Genomic DNA, 20,711 nt, shown 5'->3' on the forward strand with positions numbered 1-20,711 from the left:
CGAATGAAATCAGAACACTCCTCATCTAGCAATAAAGCAGCGGGGGTCTCAGTTCCCGCTGATTGTTTATAAATATTTGGCTTAAAGAATCGGTGACAGTAGTCTTGATATGGATTCTTTGAAGCGAATTTTTAAAGGTCTTCGTAAATATTGATAATAAGTGAGCCTTCTTGACATTTTTATATCTTCATTGAAAACTTCAACTAACTGTTTCGCTGTCGGGACGTGATAGATAAACGCATTCACTTCAAAATTCAACTTGAAGCTGCGAACATCAATGTTGGCAGTTCCAACCGAAACAGTATTTTCATCAACAACCATCATTTTTGCATGAATAAAGCCGTTATCATAAATATAAACTTTTGCACCAATTTTAAGGAGTTCACCAATATAAGACATCGTTGCCCAATATACAAACATATGATCCGGTTTATTAGGTATCATAATTTTCACATCAACTCCGGATAAAATGGCAATCCGCATGGCATCAAGAATGCTCGCATCCGGGATAAAATAAGGTGTTTGAATATAGATAGATTTTTTTGCCGATGCAATCATTTTTATATAGCCATATTTAATTTGTTCCCATTCTGAGTCCGGACCACTTGTTACAATCTGAATCGGAACTTTCCCGTTATGGTTGATGTCGGGAAAATATTTCTTATCATAATAAATATCATTGCGAGAGGAAGCTTGGTTCCAGTCTAAAATAAAACGAATTTGGGTGGCAAAAACGGCATGTCCCTGTAACCGAAGATGCGTATCACGCCAATAACCGAATTTTTTATCAAGACCAAGATACTCATCCCCAACATTGAATCCACCGAGGTAAGCAATTTTCCCATCAATAATAACAAGTTTCCGGTGATTACGGAAGTTCATGCGCAAGTTGACTAGCGGAATTTTTGAAGGGAAAAACACTTCTACCTCTCCGCCTGCTTGTTTCAATTTATTAAAGGAACGTTTCTTAATTCGTCGCGACCCCATTTCATCATACAAAACACGAACTTCAACACCTTCTTTTGCTTTCTTTGTTAATAAATCAATTAATTTTTTACCTAATTCATCGTCACGGAAAATATAATATTGCAGGTGAATATGACTTTTTGCGTTTTCGATATCTTTAAAAAGAGCTTTAAATTTCTCTTTTCCATCAATAAATATGTCCAGCTCATTATCTTGGGTTAAAAGGGCATTATTGTTGGAAAGAAAAAAATAAATCAAGTCTCGATGGTTTTTCATCTCTTCCGTTGCCATCTCATATTTTCCATCCTCAATGTGACGGATTTGATCTTTAATTAAATTATCGAGTCCGATCTTCTTTAAATCTCCCCAAACGAATAATTTTTTTCCTTTTAAATTTTGTCCGAAAATTAAATAAAGAATAAATCCAAGGAGTGGAATGAAGAACAAAACTAATAGCCATGCCCAAGTGGAACTCGGATCACGTCGCTCCAAAAAAACAACGGCTACAGCCAAAATAATATTTAAAATAAAAATGGCACTGATAAAAATAGATAAAAGGCTCATAAAAATACTCCTGTTACTTTAGTATGATTTTCAAAAATAATAGCATGTTTTAGGATTGGTAATCTATATTATAATAACTCGATTTATGAAAAATGAGAAATAATATTATCTATATCAAAAACCGTGACTAAGGTCGACTATTCGAAATATAGAAAAATTTATGTTCATTTACTCGTTCGTTTTTGTTATAATAAAAGTAATCCTCACGAAAATTCAACATGGGAAAAGAATCGGGACATATAAATAAATTGGACTCCTAAACCGGTTTATTGTAACCCAAAAACGAATGAATATTAATTCTAATAGTAAGTGGGGTTGGAATAACGTGGATGCTATTTATAAAAAACAACTTGATTTAGAGTACAGCTATAATTTTCACATGTTTAATTCTATACTACATATATTATCGGAAACTTTTAACAGCTTAATTATTCGGAGTTCCATGCAGGGTGTTTTTAACTATGTATCGCCAAATTCTTTTTACATTCTTGGATATGAGTGGGAGGAAATGATAGGGAAAAAAATTACATACTTTTTACATGAAAAGGATAAACAAAGAGTACTTGAGATGTTTAATCGAGACAGTCATTTTTTGGAAAAAGAAAAATCCCTCACGATGCGATTAAAGAAGAGGGATGGGCTCTTTGTCTGGAGTGAATTAGATATTCATATTTTAAGGGATGTCAGACAAAATCCTAAGGAAATCCTGTTTTTAATTAAAGAAAAACCAATTGGCGACGAGGATAATCTTTTAGAAAATGATAAAATGGCACTTATTGGTCAACTTGCTGCCGGAATTGCCCATGAAATACGCAACCCACTTACATCTATTAAAGGCTTTATTCAATTGATGAAATCGGAGCCAACAAAGAATGACCAATATTTGGAAATTATTGATCAGGAAATCGACAGGATCAGTAGTATTACAAATGAATTGATGATTTTTGCCAAGCCGAATCATTTGAAATTTGAGCTTCATGATTTAAAAGTGATTTTAAGATCATGTATCACGTTGCTTGAAGGAGTTGCGTATCAAAAACAAATCCGTATCACACTTGATAGTTGTGAGGAACCTGTTTGGGTTTTTTGTGATAAACAAAAAATAAAACAAGTCATCATCAATTTGATAAAAAACGCATTAGAATCAATGGAAGATCCCGGAATTATTACGATAACCATTCGTAAATGTGAAGGTCAAAGTGTTCTTAGTATAACTGATGAAGGTTGCGGTATACCAAATGAACTTGTTGAAAAGTTAGGACAACCATTTTTTACAACAAAAAGTAATGGGAATGGACTTGGACTTATGATGTGTTATAAAATTATGGAAGAACATGAAGGGAGAATAGAAGTCCAGAGTGAATTAGGGGTCGGAACAACTTTCTATGTGTTTTTACCTTTAGAAGATTAAAATGAAGATTCACGACAGAAGACGAAACAATTGTTTGGAAAAATATGTGAATAAAGGGGATGCTGACTATGAATCTTGGCTTTGGTGAAATCGCGATCATATTAATTGTTGCATTACTTATTTTTGGTCCATCTAAACTGCCAAAGTTAGGAAGGGCTGCCGGGGAAACACTTCAGGAATTTAAGAAGGGGATGAGGCAAGTAATGGATGATGATGATAAAAACGGTAAAAAACAAGTGATGGATGATGAAAAAAGCAATGAAAAAATAGAAGGATAAAGGAATAATTTTAAATAAACGAATACGTTCATCTATTAATTAAGAAGGTTCCGCCTTTTCATTCGTTTTAAAATATGTATAAAGACCCCCGCATATTTGCGGAGGTCTAATCCATAATTATTTAGTTTTGCTTAGAAGTTTTGACCAGAAAGTTGTTGTTGAGCCATAGAAACTAAACGTTTTGTAATTTCTCCACCGACCGAACCGTTAGCACGGGAAGTCGTTTCTGCACCAAGATTCACTCCGAATTCTTGAGCAATTTCGTATTTCATTTGATCTAGAGCCTCTTGTGCTCCTGCCACTAAAAGTTGGTTTGAGGAATTGCTTCTGTTTGATGCCATTGTTGTCTCCTCCTTTTTTATGGTCGGCATTTTCTATCAAAGAAATCCTACCTTCTTTTGTAATCAACATCTAAACCGTATTTTGGTGGTTGGTAACGTTGATTACATGTTTTATTGTGTGTGAAACAGCAAAATATATTCGGAAAATTAAAGGTAATTGCTACCAATTTAATTCTTTTTTTAATAACATATTTAAAGAAATCCCGTGGCAAAATACGATTAACATTATTTTCAGGAAGGAATGTTTTAATTGTCAATTTGCCCGGTATGCAACGGCTTTGATTCAATTATTGTTCCGTGTCGAAATTGCAATATCAACATGATTGATGAGGGGAAACTTAGTGACTTTTTTGATGACTACAGCCCATATATGGAAATTGATTTATTGCGATTGGAAGACGGCTATCCGCAAAATTTTCACCAGAGTCAATGTGTTCACCTTTTACAGTGTCCCGCTTGTGGTCGGCAAGAGACATATTTTATCCGGGAGTAAAACTGTTACATATGTACCTGATTGGTTCAACTAACCATCCGTGGAAGAAGGCCCCACGGATGGAAGTTTCACTTTATCCCGCACAAACGGGCTGTAAACTTACATTAAAGTTTAGAAATCAAGAGCAGTTTAGGTGGGAAGTAACAGCCCGTAAGTGCCCGATTGGTTCAACTAACCATCCGTGAGTGACCTCACGGATGGAAGTTTCACTTTATTGTAAAACAAATTCATGAAAAATTTTTTCGGGATTGGTAATGACTTGTTCCATTAATTTTACGGCGTGAAGGAGGAGGTACTTATTTGATAAACGTTCATATTTGGATAATTGTGGGTGGTTAAAAATGGAACGTCCGGGCTTGGCATTGGCCTCGAACATCCAAACCTGCCCACTCTTGTCGACTCCAAAATCAAATCCAATTTCTGCAACGATTCCATTTATGTTTTTCTCGATATATTTACTAAGAGTAAGAGCTGCTTCAACTAATTTTTTTGTTTTTGTCTTTCGTTCCTCATGATCGGGAAAAATCTCTTCTAATGTTTTTATTTGGCCCCCTGCTAACAGATGGGTTGTCGGGCTACCGCTGCCGGCCACTTTACAGCCAATTGTAGTCACAACCCATTTTCCGTCCGGCAATTTATTTGTATGGATGCGAAAATCGGCAATATGTTGATCAACACGGAAGAGCTTGACTCCTTGTTGAATAATATATGGACCTGACAGATGTTCTTGCAAAAAATTACATAATTTTGTGATGTTGGCACATTTGATTAATCGATTGTTACCCGCATTATCCCGGAATCGGACAAAAATCTCATCATCTACGGTCTGGATTTGATATATACCTTTGCCGGAGCTGCCGTGATCCGGTTTTACATATAGAAAACCAAATTCGAAGAGCATATCCTTTAATGATTTTTCTTCAAAGGGAACTGTTTTTGGCAAATATTTGTTTACAGCTGATTCATTTACCAAACGGTTATAGATATCCAGTTTATTAAAAAATCCGGGATTAAACCAAGGAATGGCATATTCTTCTTGCAATCTTGTTTTTAAGGACTGAATATTTTGCAGGTTTTCAACAGCACGGTTTGGCAGTCGGTCATAAATAACGTTCGGTAAAGGAACTTCAATTTGTTTCCATTTGTTTTTATGGTAAACATAACCGGTAACGAAACCTTGCTCCCAATCAATATGCTGGATGCCGAACACGACAGGTAAAACCCCGACTTGCTCAAAGGTTAAGAAAAATTTAGACAAGGAATAAGAGCGTGAGCCCATTGGATTACCAGGAAATCCGGTGAAGCCGGCGGTAAATATTCCGACAATCGGGCCGATAAAAAGACTCCCCTCCTTTTCAAATAGATGAAGTCGTAAAGGTAGATCAGGAATATGCAGGTGATTTGCAAGGCTTTTTGTCATCGTAATGGTCTTTGTGTGCTCTTTTTGTGGAACCGCCTTGCAAGAAACAGTTAATGAACCGAAAGTAATTGTTTGGATGTCTGAAAATTTTAGCTCACTAGGGTAATAAAGGATTAACTCATTGCTATTCATGATTTCAATCGGATAAGATTTGAACATGTTTTGCTCACCTTTCTCAATTGGTGTTAGAATCAATCGGTGCTAATAATGAAGGATAATGTCCGGTTAACAAAAGATAAATCCTGTTTGAAATGAAGGGAATCAATAATCATGATTATTTCTCCAGCGGTCAAATTTGCCCAATACCCGAACAGCCGTTATAATTTAAGGATGGAAGTAAATGGGTAATCTTAGGAGAAATCGGTATTCTTTTTCATATTAAACAGCATATGTACATTCGCCCATTTAGGTGCATCATTTATGTTACAATGTAATAATTATCTTCAAACTCCACTTGTAGAAGTAAGAAAGGTCGATCCACATGCAGACATTAATCACGATCCTTTTCATGGGTATTGTTGGTGCAATTATTGGAGGCATAACAAACTCTATCGCCATTAAAATGCTATTCAGGCCTTATGAGGCAAAATATATCGGCAATTGGCGCCTTCCGTTTACGCCGGGGTTAATTCCGAAAAGACGTGACGAACTGGCTAAACAAATGGGCCAACTTGTCATTAATCACTTATTAACACCTGAAGTTATTCAACAAAAATTGACTGATCCTAAAATATATGACTCTTTACATCAAATTTTAGTAAAGAAAGTAGTGGAATTTTTTCAGTCGGAAAAAACATTAAATGAATGGCTTGAACATATTGGAATGATGAATCATGACGGAAAAATGGAAGATAAATTATACATATTACTAAATAAACAAATGACCCATTGGATAAATGAACATAATGATCAATTACTTCAAGAACTTATTCCGGAAACAATTTGGGAAAAGTTGGATAAAAATGTCAACAAGATATCAAAGTATTTGTTAATTAACGTAAAACAGTTTCTTGTTAGTCCAAGCGGGTATCACTTGATTAAACATCATTTTGATCAGTTTTTTGAAGGCCGGGGTAGATTATTAAACATGTTGCACCCATTTTTAGACAACCGCAATATGATCGAACGATTGCAGCAAGAACTTGTAAAAATAATTGAAAACGATCAAACGGAAAAAGCTGTTACTCAGGTTTTACAAAGTGAACTAGACAGAGTAAAGTCTTGGACGGTTGAGGAAGGTGTGCAAAAATTGTTGGGAAAAGAAGGAAAAGACTTGATTTGGGAAGAGTTGAAAAAATTTTTCTTCCACAAACCGCTTAAATCTTTCCCCTTGACCGATCTCAAAAATACAATTATAAACCAAATGATTCCAACTGTTGTTCAAAAGGGAATGGAGAAGCTTGGGAGTACGTATATAGAAAAATGGATGAAAAAATTAGAAATTCCTGAATTGGTAAAAAACCAAGTTGACTCCTTTTCGACGGAACAATTGGAAGAAATCGTTGTTGGCATCAGTCGGCGAGAATTGAAAATGATTACCTATCTTGGAGCTTATTTAGGAGGACTAATCGGAATTTTGCAAGGTTTTATCGTCATCTTAATGGGTTAACCCGTCCGAAAAAAGATTTGAGGGCGGGTAAAAAAATTGAGCACGCTCTCGCTTTTTTGAACATAGTTTGTTATAGTTAGAGAACATAGTTAAAAGAAGGCCTTTTCCTGTTTGGATATGGAGCCTTTTTAATAAAGATAATGGAGGTCCGAAATGGCTGCAAATATTTTTGATACCGCTTATACTTTGGAGAAAAACATTCGTGAAAGTGCTGAATTTGTCGATTTGAAAATTCAATATGCAAGTTTATATGCCGATGAAGCCGCAAGAAAACTTTTTGATGATTTTCGTACAGTTCAGATGAATTTACAAGAAAAACAAATGACCGGGCAACCGATTAGCCAAGAAGAAGTTGTTCAAGCACAACAAATGGTTTCGGTGATCCAGCAAAATAATAAAATCACTCGTTTAATCGAAGCCGAGCAAAAGATGAGCTCGGTAATTGCAGAGATAAATAAAATTGTTATGAAGCCGTTGGAAGAATTATACAGTCAGCAACAAGACCAATAACGATAAAGAACCCTGCCGTCGACGATTACTTGTCACGGCAGTTTTTTTCTATAAAAGGGTTCATTCCTCTGTTCTATACATTCACTTTTTTACATAGGTATAAATAAAAGCATTTTTGTCAGTTCATCGATACATCATGATTTGGCATAAGGGGGCATGGATGATGATTTATCGGCTACTTGCCATGAATATTGACGGAACCATTTTGCAATCGAACGGCAAATTACATAAATCGGTGAAGGAAGCTGTTGAATATGTTCAATCAAAAGGTGTGATGGTTACCCTTGTTACATCTCGAAATTTTGCCTTTGCAAAACGTATGGCAAAAGCACTGAAATTACAAACGATGGTTATTGCTCACCACGGTGCATTTATTGCTTCATCATCCGATCAAGCAATATTTGTCAAAAGAATTGATGAGCAAATTGTTCAAGATATTATCCGATTCTTGGAAACTTTTTCATGTCATATTCGAATCGTGCATGAAAAATATTCGGTCAGCAATGTCCCATTAAAGAATTCTATTGTAACGAGGGCGGTTATTGATACGAACAGTTTTTCCACCTATCACCATCAATTTGTAAAAAATCTTGGAGAATATGTTGAAGAAGAACAAATCCATCCCACACATATTGAAATAGACTTTCCGGATCAAAAAGTAGCCAAGGAAGTGAAAATCGCCCTGCAAAATATGTTCTACGAAATTGATCTTTATCTGTACGATAACCAATTAATTATTTTGCCAAATGGGGTGTCTAAATTAACCGGATTACTTTATTTTTGTGAAAAACAAAAAATTTCTCTTAATGAAACGGTTGCCATCGGAAGTGATATAGATGATTTGGATTTCATTGAAGCAGCAGGTTTAGGTGTTGCAATGGGAAATGCCCCGATTGCTGTGCGGAAGGCGGCTGATTGGGTAACACGGTCGAATAATGAGCACGGTGTATCCTATATGGTAAGAGAACATTTTCGAAAACAACAGCCCATCTCCTTTTTAGAAAAAATAAACAGTATAAAAAAATCATCCATCTAAAAGGGTCCCGCTCAATCGGAGACCCGTTTTTTTATAGGTTAAGAGTGTGTACTTATAAATTGGTCTTTAGCGAAAAATAGTTATAAAAATTATCAATTTAAAGAAGGATTTTTCTTCGGAATTGCGAATATGTATTATTAGCAGTTTTTAAGTTTAATAAGTTGAAAACGTTTACAAAAGGAGATGAGGTAAAATGATGAACACCCCGCTAATTTTAACACAAATGATTGAAAGGGTAGAAAAATTTTTCCCTAACAAGCAGGTAATTTCACGGACTTCAACAGGTGTGCAAAGATTCACGTATAAGGAATTTGGTGAACGGACAAGGAGATTAGCAAGTGTACTGACTAAGTTTGGCATTACGAGAGGAGATAAGGTAGGAACCATTGCTTGGAACCATCACCGCCACCTGGAAGCATATTTTGCCATACCATGTATTGGAGCTGTTTTACATACGATCAACATACGCTTGTCCCCTCAACAAATTGCTTATATTATCAACCATGCCGGGGACAAAATTTTACTCATTGATGAAGACCTTTTGCCGATCGTAGAAAATTGTAAAGATGAACTGAAAAATGTTGAGGCGTTTATTATTATGACCGATCGGCCGGAATTACCGGAAACAAGTTTAAGTCCTGTGTATCACTATGAAGATTTACTGAGTGAAGGAGATGCATTATTTACTTTTGTAAAAGATATTGATGAAAATGACCCTGCCGGAATGTGCTATACTTCTGCCACAACCGGTTTACCAAAAGGTGTGCTTTATTCACATCGTGGAATTGTGTTGCATAGTTTTGCTCTTGGTCTGGCTGACGGGGGATCGGTGAGTGAAAAGGATACGGCCATGCCAATTGTTCCAATGTTTCATGTAAATGCATGGGGTCTTCCTTTTGCGTGTGTGTGGTTTGGCTCAAATCTTGTTTTACCGGGTCCAAATTTTACACCGAAAATTTTGTTAGAATTAATGGTATCAGAGAAAGTAACCATTTCTGCCGGAGTTCCGACCATTTGGATCGGTGTTTTAAAAGAATTAGAAAACGAAAACTATGATTTGTCACATGTCCGTTATCTTTTATGCGGAGGTTCAGCGGCACCAAAAGGAATTATTAAAATGTTTGAAAAGAAATATAATATTCCATTTATGCATGCCTATGGAATGACCGAAACAACTCCGCTTGCCTTAATTTCCAGATTAAAGAGCGAACATGACGAGTTACCGGAAGAAGATATTTATGAATTAAAGGCGAAGCAAGGGATTTTAGTCCCCGGCTTGGAAATGAAAGTAATTGGTCAAAACGGAGAAGTGAAATGGGACGGTATCGAAATGGGGGAACTATGTCTTCGTGGTCCGTGGATCGCTTCCAGTTACTATAATGATGATCGTTCAGAAGAGACTTTTAAAGACGGCTGGCTCCATACGGGAGATGTAGTTACCGTTGATAAAAGCGGGTTTGTTAAAATTGTTGACCGAACGAAAGATTTAATAAAAAGCGGCGGGGAATGGATTTCATCTGTTGACATTGAAAACGCACTAATGGCCCATGAGGCTGTTTTTGAAGCTGCTGTCGTCGCCATACCGCATGAAAAGTGGCAAGAAAGACCCGTTGCCTGCGTTGTGTTGAAAGACCAATATAAGGATAAAATAATTGAGGATGAATTATATGAATTTTTGAAACCCCAATTTGCCAAATGGTGGTTACCGGATAAAATTCTTTTCATGAATGAAATCCCGAAAACATCAGTTGGTAAATTTTTAAAACGTGCGTTAAGAGATCAAGTAAAAGAATTATTGAATGTTTAAGGAAAATTATATTGCAATAAAAAAAGAGGGACGGCTATGTTCCTCTATCTATCGGAATATCACTGTTCTTTTAACTGATTTCTTCATATTTTAATTAAATAGAATGAGATTCATTCCCGATTTCGAAATAATTTTTGATTTTTAGTGACAAATTGTTTACAATAGTTATTGGGAAACAGTAAATCTCATATAAGTTTAAATCAATTTTTCTTGTTTTCTTATCAGGGTCCAAAATGGAGTAGGGGATAATTTGTGACTTTTAGAACATTCTGTGAAAGCATATTAGGAATAGTTACAAATTAATAACATTCCATAATGGATTTTCAAATAACCCAATTTTTTATTAATAGGACGTGGAGGGGAATAGCATGTCAAATGTAATGGAAGATGGAAACATGGAAAAAACTTTACCTCTAGGTGAGCGCGATCTTTTGGATCAGTTGCTTAAGCCGGAAGTACAACAATCATTAACGGTGTTAGTGGAACAGCTTCCAAAGTTAACGGAATTAATAACGGTCCTGACAAAAAATTTAGAAGTCGTAAAATCCCTGGTTACCGATGAAGTCTTGAAGGTGGATACGGTGGGGGCCATTAAAGAAGTGGCAGAACCGGTGATTCATTCAGCGAAACATTTAGCAGCTAATGTAATTGAAGCAAAAGACCGTGCCGAAGAAAGTCAAGAAGTCATCGGTATTTTTGGTTTGTTGAAATTGTTAAAAGATCCACAAGCTCAAAAAATGTTGCGTTTTCTTAATGCTTTCTTAAAAGTTGCGGCAGAAAAAGAACATAAATAATCAGGTCAATTGTGTGTATCTAAGGGAAAAGATTTTTACATATGAACGGAGGAAGAAAAATGTCGAAGGAAATTGTCATTTTAGGTGGGGGCTATGGCGGTGTATTGACCGCTTTGACAGTTCGTAAATATTTAGATGAAACAAAAGCCAAAGTAACAGTTGTGAACAAATATCCGACACATCAAATTATTACAGAATTACACCGACTTGCAGCAGGAAATGTTTCGGAACAACGAGTTGCTTTACCTTTGAAAAAATTGTTTAAAGGAAAAGCGATTGATTTCATTGTTGCAGAAGTGGAATCTTTTTCGGTGGACAATAAACAAGTAAAACTATCGAACGGTGACACGTTAAGTTATGACATGCTTGTTGTCGCTTTGGGCAGTGTAACCGGATATTTCGGCATCCCGGGACTCGAAGAAAACAGCATGGTGCTCAAATCTGTGGATGATGCAAAGAAAATTCGTGAACATATTGAAGAGAGAATTCGTCAATATGCGGAAACGAAAAATCCGGAAGATGCGCATATTCTAATTGGTGGTGGCGGTTTAACCGGGGTCGAACTAGTCGGTGAAATTGCTGACTTGCTTCCGGAATTGACGAAAAAATATGGTGTTCCCCGCAGTGAAATAAAATTGCAACTTGTCGAAGCCATGCAGAAAATTTTACCGGTGCTGCCTGATACTTTAATTGAACGGGCTCAAAAAAGTCTGGAAGCACGTGGTGTTGAATTTTTAATTGGTCTTCCGGTAACAAAAGTGGAAGGCAATATCGTTTCATTGAAAGATGGCAGTGAAATCAAAACCAATACTTTTGTTTGGACCGGCGGAGTTCAAGGGAATCCATTAGTAGGCGAGTCCGGATTAGAAGTAAACCGCGGTCGTGCTTCCGTAAACGAATACTTGCAATCAACTTCCCATCAAGACGTGTTTGTTGTGGGTGACAGTGCAGTTGCTTTTGCCCCGGATGGTCGTCCATATGCACCAACAGCACAAAATGCATGGCAAATGGGCGAAACGGTTGGTTATAACTTATTCGCTTATTTGGAAGGAAAATCATTGGAAGTATTCAATCCGGTTAATTCAGGAACATTGGCCAGTCTTGGTCGGAAAGATGCAGTGGCTTCGGTCGGAGCAAATGGGACGGAATTACACGGAATCCCTGCTTCTCTATTAAAAGAAGCAAGTAATTTGCGCTATTTATCTCATATTAAAGGTTTATTTTCATACGCATATTAATGATACAATTGAAGCAAAAGCGCCGGAATTTTGTTATCCGGCGCTTAATCTTTTTTTATACATGAAATAACAGCAGTTTCCCATCCGGTGATACAAGGCGGTGCGTTTTATTCAATAAATCTTTTTCAGTTAACATTGTTTCTGCTAGCTGTTTTGCCTCTTGGTCACTTTTTGCCTCAATGGATTCATCCAATAATTTTTCCCCTGCTTGTTCAAAAGCCGTTAGTTTATAAATTGGCATTAAATTACCCCCATATCTTTTCAATAATAAATTTTTATCCCGCAATACTTAATTGATTCGACAAATTAATGAAAATTCCTGCATTCCGTCGGGAAATGTGTAAAAAATTTGTGTTTCCTTCGTGCATTATATATAAAAATATGGCATAATAAAAGAACATATATTCGTGCGATTAAGGATGGGGAGATTATCGTGAAATCAATCAAATTTATTCATTGTGCGGATTTGCATTTGGATAGTCCATTTGTCGGGCTAAAAAATATACCTGCCGCTATATACGAAAAAACAAAACGCTCAACTTTTGCATCATTTTCAAAAATTGTTGAGGTCGCGATTAAGGAAAGGGTAGATTTCGTGATTATTGCCGGAGACTTATATGATGGGGAAGACCGCAGCATCCGGGCACAATTGTTTTTGCGAAGAGAAATGGAAAGGCTCGAACAGGAAGGGATTGGCGTTTTCCTCGTCCATGGAAACCATGATCATTTATCCGGCAGTTGGACGAAACTTGAATGGCCTAAAAATGTTTACCAGTTTCCGGCTACGGTAGAGGTCATTCCATATGAAACGAAAAATAAAACACGCATCCATTTCTACGGCTTCAGTTATCCAAAGAAACATGTCTTTGAACGGATGATTGATCATTACCAAAAAAAAGACGGAGCGGATTATCATATCGGTATTTTGCATGGCCACGATTCAAATAATCTTGCTCATTACAGCTATGCTCCATTTAAAGTGAAGGAGTTAATCGAAAAAGATTTTGATTATTGGGCACTTGGACATATTCATAAATCACAAATTTTACATAAAGAGCCGATGATCCTGTATCCCGGTAATATTCAAGGAAGACATAAAAACGAAACGGGTGCAAAAGGTTGTTATTTAATCGAGATGGATCATTTTGAAACAAGATGGAAATTTATCGAAACAGCTCCGATCCGTTGGGAAACGTGGGAATTAACCGAAAAAGAACCGTTTCGTTGTTTTGATGATTTTTATCAAACCATCATCGGAATAAAGGATTACTGGCGGCAAAAGGGAACCAATGTATTTTTACAAATAAATTTTAATGAAAACCAGTTTGATGTATTGACAGACCGTATCGATCTTGAAGATATGTTACAACTTTTACAAGAAGGTGAAGAACAGCAAGATTGTTTTATTTGGATTTATCAACTCGATATTCAGGAAAATGACACGAACAGGCAAGTTATTTCCGATGAATTTTTTCAAGAATTATCAAAGCAATTTCAACATGTTGATATAAAAGAACCGCTCTCTTTTCTTTTTGATCATCCGAAAGTAAGAAAATATTTAGCTCCTTTAACCGAGGGAGAACAACAACACATTTTACATGAGGCTGAAAAACTCCTCTTTCGTCTATTGAAAGGGTAAAAGTCCGGAACTAGGCGTGCTGCCACGGATGAAAAATGTTTTTCGCGAGGGGTGAAGATAATGATTATAAAAGAGTTAGTCATCTATGGGTACGGAAAGTTTGAACAATACCATCTAAAGTTACAGCCATTTTCTTTGATTTATGGAAAAAATGAAGCAGGCAAGTCTACCATCATGTCTTTCATCCATAGCATTCTTTTCGGCTTTCCATTGAAACAACAAAGTGAATTACGATATGAACCGAAAACAAGTTCCAAATATGGCGGTCGGATTGTTTTGGAAGACCCTGATTGGGGCATTGTCCAAATTGAACGGGTGAAAGGAAAAGCAATCGGTGATGTAACGGTAAAACTTGAAGACGGCACAATCGGTGATGAAGAATTGTTGCAAGTGATTTTGGGTGGTATGGAAAAATCGACCTATCAATCAATCTATTCCTTTGATATTCATGGGTTACAAAATGTCCAAAAGGTGAAAGGGGAAGAGCTTGGGAAATTTTTATTCTCGACAAGCGCGATTGGAACGGAACAAATTATGGAAACAGATCAGTTCCTTGATAAAGAAATGGACAAGCTGTTTAAACCAAACGGATCAAGGCCGGACATCAATAAACAAATAGCAAAGATGAAGGTGCTGGACAATCAATTAAAGGATGCCAAGAGAAAAATTATAAACTATGAAACTTTGTTGCAAAATTTAACGAACACGGATAACCAACTGGAAGCTAAACGGAAACAAATGGCGGATATTCAACAGGAAATTTTTGAAAAGAAAGAATGGAATCGGATATATCCGTTGTTTATGCAGAGAAAAAATCTTGAGGAGAAACTCACGGAACTGGGTGAATTTCAGTTTCCAAGTAACGGAATTACCCGTTATGAAAAGTTGGCAGCTGAATTACGTACAATAAAAAAACGGCTCGTCCCGTTAAATGAACAATTGGAGGAAATAACAAAAGAGCTCGAAACGATTGAAGTAGATGAACGGATTACGGAGAATAAAGAACCAATCCAATTCATTGTCGAGGATTTACCGAATTACCGTCAAGAAGCCGGAAAGTTGAAAGAGCTAGCCGTCCAAATCAACCAAATTGAGGATGAGTTGCTGCAAATAAAGACTAAGTTACATTATCAAGGTGATCTAGAAGCGATCAAGCAATTTGACTTAAGTTTTGCCAAAAAAGATCAAATCATGAAGCTGGTAAAGAAACAAAGTCATCTGGATGAAAGAAAAAGGGAACTGGAGAAAAATGAAAATGAACTGGGGCAAAAATTAAAGCAGCAAAAATCATTTGTAAATGAACTTGCTCGCAGCCGCTTAAATGAAAAAGAACGGCTTCATTTGGAGAATGTACTCAAGCAGGAGCAAGAAATAAATGAAATTGAAAGCGAACTGAAGTGGATTGACAGTCAACTATCCCAGCTACAGAACAAACAATCGATTAAAAAATCAGGAAAAACGGCCTTACAGTTTGTGTTTGGTTGTATTTGTATAATTACTCTTGCCTTATTTTGGTTTGATTATTGGCAAATAGCTTTGGGAATTTTATCGGCCTCAGTTTTATTTTCCCTGTTTCTCGTCATAACAGGATGGAGAAAAGCGTCGGATGCAACGATCAAAATGAATGAACCATTAATTTTGAAAAAGAGGCAATTGGAAAAGAAATATGATGAAATTCAGATCACTTCAGAAGACATTGAACAAGCCCGTGAAAAATTGAATAAAGATCAGCTCATTGCTAAACAGGAAGAAATCGAGAATATTCGGCTCGAACAATTAGAACGGCAATTTGACGAATTAGTTGCAAGTTTTGAACATTGGGAGAATGAAACAAGGGCCATCAATGATGAATTGCTGGAAATGGGAAGAAGTTACTTTTTACCGGACTATATGGCGAAACATCATTTAATGGAATGTTTTACACTGCTTGAACAGTTGAAAACACGCTGGAACGAAAAACAACGAATGTCCCAACAAATTGAGCATTTGAAAATGATCCAGACAGAAAAAGAAGCGATTTTATCAAAATATGATTGGCTTTTTCATGCTTCCTCGCAAAACTATGAGGAAAGAGTACTGCTGCTCAAAACAGAATTGAATAAACAATTGGAGCTTGAGAAAATTCAAGCTGAGAAACTGGCAAAACAACAAGAGCTCGTTAACCAAATTGCGACATGTAAAGCGGAATTGAAGCAAGTCGAACAGGAAATTAACGTATTATTCCAACAAGCAAACGTTGAAACGGAAGCTCAATTTTACTTAGTTGGAGAAAAAAATGAAAAACGGAACGAGTTATTGAATGAATTCGAACTTGTTAATAAACAGTTGGCTCATTCGAACTTAAATCTTCCGGATGGAATGAACCTTATCCCTTCCTATGTGGATGAAACAACATTTACCGAATTGAACCGAATAAAAGAGGCGATAGGCAAAGAAATTGAACAATTAGAGAAAGAACGGGTATCTATTCGCCATGAAATCACGTTGATAGAAGAAGGCGGTACCTATACAGAACTGTTACATCAATTTCATCAAGAAAAATACGAACTGGAAGAAATGGCGCGAACATGGGCTGTGTTTCAGACGGCAAAATATGTTTTGCAAAAAGGGATGGAAAAATATAAGGTTGAACGTCTTCCAAAGGTTCTTTTACAGGCTTCTAAATATTTTTCTTTTATCACCGACGGGGCTTATAAGCAGATTTTTCTTGATCAAGAAAGTGACCAACTGTTTGTCGAACGAAAGGATGGTATGCTTTTTACTCCTAATGAGGTCAGTCAGGCAACAGGAGAACAATTGTATATCAGTTTACGCTTTGCCTTGGCTGTTCTTAGTTATAAGCAAAACCCGTACCCGTTCATTATTGATGATGGTTTTGTTCATTTTGATGAAGACCGGCGAGACCAAATGATGTACTTGTTAAAGGAAATTTCTGCTGAATCCGGTGTTCAAATTCTTTTCTTTACATGCCATAATATTTTTAAAAGCTATTTTGATAGACAGCATTCGGTCGTTTTCCTTTGAATTTTGAATAATAATAGAGTTCGGGAATTCGATAAAAATGACGTAAAATCTATTCATTATGGTAAATAAGTTAATAGGAGTCGGGAGGAACGTGTATGACTAAAGGAGTCCGCTTTTATGAGGCTGGTGAACAGGTTGAACAATATTTTTTAATTAAAAGTGCTGCCAAAGGAATGGCCAGTAACGGGAAACCGTTTTTAACATTAATTCTCCAAGATAAAACCGGGGCCATTGAAGCAAAACTTTGGGATATTACCGAAGAGCTAGAAAAGACATATGTTGAACAAACGATTGTTAAAGTAATGGGTGATATTCAAAGTTATCGGGGGAAATTACAATTGCGGATTCGGAAAATTAGAACGCTGTCCCCGCAAGAAAACATTCCGGTGGACATGTTTATTGAAAAAGCACCGGTTGAAGCAGATGTAATGCTTAGTAAAATTAATCAATGCATTTTTGAAATGACCAATCCGAAAATTCAGCGGATTACCCGTTATTTGATGAAAAAATATGAAAAGCCGTTTTTGGAGTACCCGGCGGCCACGAAAAATCATCATGAATATTACTCCGGTCTTGCTTATCATGTTGTATCCATGCTCGATTTGGCAAAAGCGATTGTCGCGCTTTATCCGAGTCTGAATAAAGATCTGTTATATGCCGGTGTGATTTTGCATGATTTAGGCAAAGTCATTGAATTATCGGGTCCAGTATCACCATCTTATACAATAGAAGGAACATTGCTTGGACATATCACCTTAATGGTCGGTGAAATTGGAAAAGCAGCCGATGAATTAGAAATTACCGGCGAAGAGGTTACTGTCTTGCAACATTTAATCCTCAGTCATCATGGAAAAGCTGAATGGGGGAGTCCGAAGCCGCCGCTGATCCGAGAAGCAGAGGTCTTACATTATATTGACAATCTTGATGCCAAAATTAATATGTTAAACCGGGTTCTTGATAAAACAAAACCCGGTGATTTCAGTGAACGGTTATTTGCCTTGGACAACCGATCTTTTTACAAACCAAGCTTTCAAGAATAAGCTTGTCATAAAAAATCTCCTATATGAATATGCTTGTACAAATAATAGTTTTAAAGGATAGGAGGTTTCGTTTATGGTTGTCCCATTTTGGATTTGGTTGGTTGTGGCCGGTATTGTGATCAGTGCATATATGACGATTCGAACTAATCGGGAAGAAAAGGAAATGGAGTTAAGAGAAGCAGAGCAAGAAGGAGACATTTATATAAAAAGAATGGAAGAAGAAAAGGAAAAACGGAAACAGTTTCATGAAGCATAAGGAGGAAAAAAACAGCTTTCCCAAGCGTGGTCGATAATTTTGACCTCATGGGAAAGCTGTTGTTGTGAATATTGACTTCATCCTTCGATTGAAATTGTGGATGAAGGAGGATCATTATTTTTTAGATCCTGTCTCAACGGAATTTTTCAAAATGTCTTTCAAGTCTTTGTCATTGATTTTTACATCTGCATTTTTAACTGCTTCATCCACAGCTTTTTGAACGGTAGCTGAATCAAGTTTTGATTGCTTCACTTTATCTACCAGTTCTGATTTCATTTTGTCAAATGATTTGACATCTTTTTTCTCTGTTACTTTTGTTGCTTGGATGATATGGTAGCCATAGTCCGTTTTGACCGGATCACTAATTTCATTTTCCTTAAGCTTATAGGCGGCAACTGTAAACTCACGAGTAAGTTGATCAGGGTTCAACTCACCTAAATCTCCGCCTTTTTCAGCTGTCGCCGTATCTGTTGACAGTTCTTTTGCCAATGCGGCGAAATCTTCACCATTAGCTAATCTTTGTTTCACTTGTTTTGCCGTTTCTTCATCAGCAACAAGAATATGGCGTGCCGTTACCGTTTTTGTTTCAATCCCGTATTGTTCCTTTAACTCATCATTTGTCACTTTGATTTTATCTTTTGCCGCTTTTTCTTGGAGTAGTGAAAATTCAAGAATGTCTTTCAATTCATCCTCACTTGAAATGCCCATTTGAGCTAACCAACTTTGGAAATTATCTCCATAAGCGTCCTTGTATTGTTTTAATGCATTATCTACTTCTTTATCAGAAACCTTATATTTGTCAGACAAAACTTGTTTGTATACAAGTTCTTTCAGAGTGGATTCGCCATATCGATCTTTCAGTGTTTGGTAGAACTCATCTTGGCTAATATTTCCCGCATCCGACTCAACAATTGCTTTCCCGTTATTGCAAGCAGTTAAAGTGAGTAGACCGGCTGCCAATGTAAAAGTTAACAGGTATTTCTTCTTCATCAGATTGAACAACTCCTAATCATTTGATTTAATGCTTGTTTCATTTTACCACAAATTTAACTATATCATAATAAAAACAAACAAACAAAAAAATTATTTTCTGTATCAGTTGAAATTACAGGATCAATTGTCATATTTCGGGAAATTGGTAACCGTCAAATAACTGGATATTTTTTTCTACCTTAACGACGAGTCAAGTCCCCCATGTTAAAATTTTCGAGATTAAAAAAAGATATGGAGGGGACTGTTTACCCGCATGCGTCCGATTAGTTCAACTAACCATCAGTGGGGGGATAGATGACTCACCGATGGAAGTTTCGCTGTATAAACTAGGTGTTTTCACTAAACAATTTTTGCACAAATACATAGGATATATTGAATTCGATAAAGGAGGTATGACAGATGACAGTACCGAATGCCAGCCCGTTTGTTCTAATTGTCGTGCTGTTTATTTTATTAATCATTGTAGGGTGTTCGTATTTGTAATAGGAAAAATGAACCTTAAGTGATAAACAAGTGAATGTATAAAGGAGGTGTCATTATGTCTGAAGGATATCATGGCGGAGGATTTGCATTGATTGTTGTCTTGTTTATCTTGCTTATCATCGTTGGTGCAGCGTACATTTGGTAAATAATGCAGGTAGAAGAAATTCCGGCACCGTTTTGCCATACTTGCATAGTCAACTTGTATTGGCTTAAATCGAGACGACAGGAAAAATAGTAAAGGGGCAATTCATCCACTGGATTGCCCCAAAAATTTATCACACCTTAACAGCAAGTCAAGTCCTCCACCTCAAGATTTTCAAATTTACAAAGAAGATAGGTGGGGGATGGGCTGCCCGCATAAGTCCGATTTGTTCAACTAACCATCAGTGGGGAGAGATGCCCCACTGATAGAAGTTCATTTTATGTAAATAACATCGCCACATATGATGAGAGCAATAAAATTATCGTAGAAATATTTGTAGTATGGATGATGGTATGATGTTTCTCTTCCGGGATCTCTTTTTGGATACAAAATCTATACATAAGAATATTCAAATAAAAAATGATAATAGTGGCTAAAATAAGAAAAACAATAAGCAAAAGCATCCCCTCCCAGTACGTCAAGCATAACTTTCTCTATATTAAATCACTCTTCACCCTTAACATCCACTTCATTAGAAATTAAGATTCTTTGATGGTCAAAATTGCGTAGTATACACTATTTTACTCAATAATACTTTTTTTCGATAAATGAAAAGAAGTTTTAAAGTATTAAGAGGTAATTCCGTTTTAAATAGATATTAATAATG

19 protein-coding genes are annotated in these 20,711 nt (G+C 36.5%); 14 read left to right on the forward strand and 5 right to left on the reverse strand.

The features are described from left to right. Positions 1 to 81: 81 nt before the first annotated feature. On the reverse strand, positions 82 to 1,530 hold the full coding sequence (gene cls, locus BT1A1_RS05710) for a cardiolipin synthase (protein ID WP_034769008.1): 1,449 nt from the start codon (positions 1,528 to 1,530) through the stop codon (positions 82 to 84). A 325-nt stretch (positions 1,531 to 1,855) separates the two neighbouring features. Here cls and BT1A1_RS17385 point away from each other — a divergent pair, with 325 nt between their 5' ends. Together BT1A1_RS17385 and BT1A1_RS05720 are read left to right on the forward strand one after the other, a co-directional pair. Next, a complete protein-coding gene (locus tag BT1A1_RS17385; RefSeq protein ID WP_051989027.1) occupies positions 1,856 to 2,941 on the forward strand; it encodes an ATP-binding protein in 1,086 nt (361 codons plus the stop codon). 68 nt (positions 2,942 to 3,009) lie between these two features. Next, positions 3,010 to 3,219 carry a twin-arginine translocase TatA/TatE family subunit gene (locus tag BT1A1_RS05720; protein ID WP_034769010.1) on the forward strand — a complete coding sequence of 70 codons (210 nt, stop codon included), beginning with the start codon at positions 3,010 to 3,012 and terminating at the stop codon, positions 3,217 to 3,219. A 131-nt stretch (positions 3,220 to 3,350) separates the two neighbouring features. Here BT1A1_RS05720 and BT1A1_RS05725 read toward each other — a convergent pair whose 3' ends face one another. Further along, positions 3,351 to 3,560, reverse strand: a complete 210-nt coding sequence (locus tag BT1A1_RS05725) for an alpha/beta-type small acid-soluble spore protein (protein ID WP_034769013.1) — start codon at positions 3,558 to 3,560, stop codon at positions 3,351 to 3,353. Between the two features lie 704 nt (positions 3,561 to 4,264). Then, the gene (locus BT1A1_RS05735) at positions 4,265 to 5,632 is read right to left on the reverse strand and encodes a YheC/YheD family endospore coat-associated protein (RefSeq protein WP_034769016.1); all 1,368 of its coding nucleotides are present in this window, start codon (positions 5,630 to 5,632) and stop codon (positions 4,265 to 4,267) included. A 322-nt stretch (positions 5,633 to 5,954) separates the two neighbouring features. Between BT1A1_RS05735 and BT1A1_RS05740 the strand changes: the two genes are divergently transcribed. The 6 genes from BT1A1_RS05740 (at position 5,955) to BT1A1_RS05765 (ending at position 12,467) form a co-directional block, all read left to right on the forward strand. Continuing rightward, entirely contained in the window at positions 5,955 to 7,082 is a 1,128-nt protein-coding gene (locus tag BT1A1_RS05740; RefSeq protein ID WP_034769018.1) for a DUF445 domain-containing protein, read from the forward strand. 153 nt (positions 7,083 to 7,235) lie between these two features. After that, complete coding sequence (locus BT1A1_RS05745) at positions 7,236 to 7,592, forward strand: YlbF/YmcA family competence regulator (protein WP_034769020.1); 357 nt, start codon at positions 7,236 to 7,238, stop codon at positions 7,590 to 7,592. 163 nt (positions 7,593 to 7,755) lie between these two features. Next, positions 7,756 to 8,628: an HAD-IIB family hydrolase gene (locus BT1A1_RS05750; protein ID WP_034769022.1), complete on the forward strand. Its 873-nt coding sequence runs from the start codon at positions 7,756 to 7,758 to the stop codon at positions 8,626 to 8,628. 193 nt (positions 8,629 to 8,821) lie between these two features. Continuing rightward, positions 8,822 to 10,435 (forward strand): long-chain fatty acid--CoA ligase, encoded by a 1,614-nt coding sequence (locus tag BT1A1_RS05755; protein ID WP_034769024.1) that lies wholly within the window; start codon positions 8,822 to 8,824, stop codon positions 10,433 to 10,435. Between the two features lie 368 nt (positions 10,436 to 10,803). Continuing rightward, positions 10,804 to 11,229 carry a helical membrane plugin domain-containing protein gene (locus tag BT1A1_RS05760; protein ID WP_034769027.1) on the forward strand — a complete coding sequence of 142 codons (426 nt, stop codon included), beginning with the start codon at positions 10,804 to 10,806 and terminating at the stop codon, positions 11,227 to 11,229. Positions 11,230 to 11,288: 59 nt separating this feature from the next. Then, complete coding sequence (locus BT1A1_RS05765; RefSeq protein WP_034769029.1) at positions 11,289 to 12,467, forward strand: NAD(P)/FAD-dependent oxidoreductase; 1,179 nt, start codon at positions 11,289 to 11,291, stop codon at positions 12,465 to 12,467. Between the two features lie 55 nt (positions 12,468 to 12,522). Here BT1A1_RS05765 and BT1A1_RS05770 read toward each other — a convergent pair whose 3' ends face one another. Further along, entirely contained in the window at positions 12,523 to 12,708 is a 186-nt protein-coding gene (locus BT1A1_RS05770) for a YhzD family protein (RefSeq protein WP_034769031.1), read from the reverse strand. Positions 12,709 to 12,900: 192 nt separating this feature from the next. Between BT1A1_RS05770 and BT1A1_RS05775 the strand changes: the two genes are divergently transcribed. The 4 genes from BT1A1_RS05775 (at position 12,901) to BT1A1_RS05790 (ending at position 18,426) form a co-directional block, all read left to right on the forward strand. Beyond that, a complete protein-coding gene (locus BT1A1_RS05775; RefSeq protein WP_034769033.1) occupies positions 12,901 to 14,106 on the forward strand; it encodes a metallophosphoesterase family protein in 1,206 nt (401 codons plus the stop codon). Between the two features lie 60 nt (positions 14,107 to 14,166). Further along, positions 14,167 to 17,130, forward strand: a complete 2,964-nt coding sequence (locus BT1A1_RS05780; protein WP_034769035.1) for an ATP-binding protein — start codon at positions 14,167 to 14,169, stop codon at positions 17,128 to 17,130. A 95-nt stretch (positions 17,131 to 17,225) separates the two neighbouring features. Next, positions 17,226 to 18,170, forward strand: a complete 945-nt coding sequence (gene yhaM, locus BT1A1_RS05785) for a 3'-5' exoribonuclease YhaM (RefSeq protein ID WP_034769037.1) — start codon at positions 17,226 to 17,228, stop codon at positions 18,168 to 18,170. Positions 18,171 to 18,243: 73 nt separating this feature from the next. After that, positions 18,244 to 18,426, forward strand: a complete 183-nt coding sequence (locus BT1A1_RS05790; RefSeq protein WP_034769038.1) for a sporulation YhaL family protein — start codon at positions 18,244 to 18,246, stop codon at positions 18,424 to 18,426. Between the two features lie 114 nt (positions 18,427 to 18,540). Here the strand turns inward: BT1A1_RS05790 and BT1A1_RS05795 are convergent, their stop codons facing one another. Beyond that, positions 18,541 to 19,416, reverse strand: coding sequence for a peptidylprolyl isomerase (locus tag BT1A1_RS05795; RefSeq protein ID WP_034769040.1), 876 nt, complete (start codon positions 19,414 to 19,416; stop codon positions 18,541 to 18,543). Positions 19,417 to 19,818: 402 nt separating this feature from the next. On the opposite strand from BT1A1_RS05795, the gene BT1A1_RS17820 reads away from it, so the two are divergent. Further along, entirely contained in the window at positions 19,819 to 19,902 is an 84-nt protein-coding gene (locus BT1A1_RS17820; protein WP_072012650.1) for a YjcZ family sporulation protein, read from the forward strand. A 55-nt stretch (positions 19,903 to 19,957) separates the two neighbouring features. Next, positions 19,958 to 20,047, forward strand: a complete 90-nt coding sequence (locus tag BT1A1_RS17825) for a YjcZ family sporulation protein (protein ID WP_108897779.1) — start codon at positions 19,958 to 19,960, stop codon at positions 20,045 to 20,047. The last annotated feature ends 664 nt before the right edge of the window (positions 20,048 to 20,711 follow it).

Source organism: Caldibacillus thermoamylovorans (genome assembly GCF_000751775.1).
Classification (GTDB): Bacteria; Bacillota; Bacilli; order Bacillales; family Caldibacillaceae; genus Caldifermentibacillus; species Caldifermentibacillus hisashii.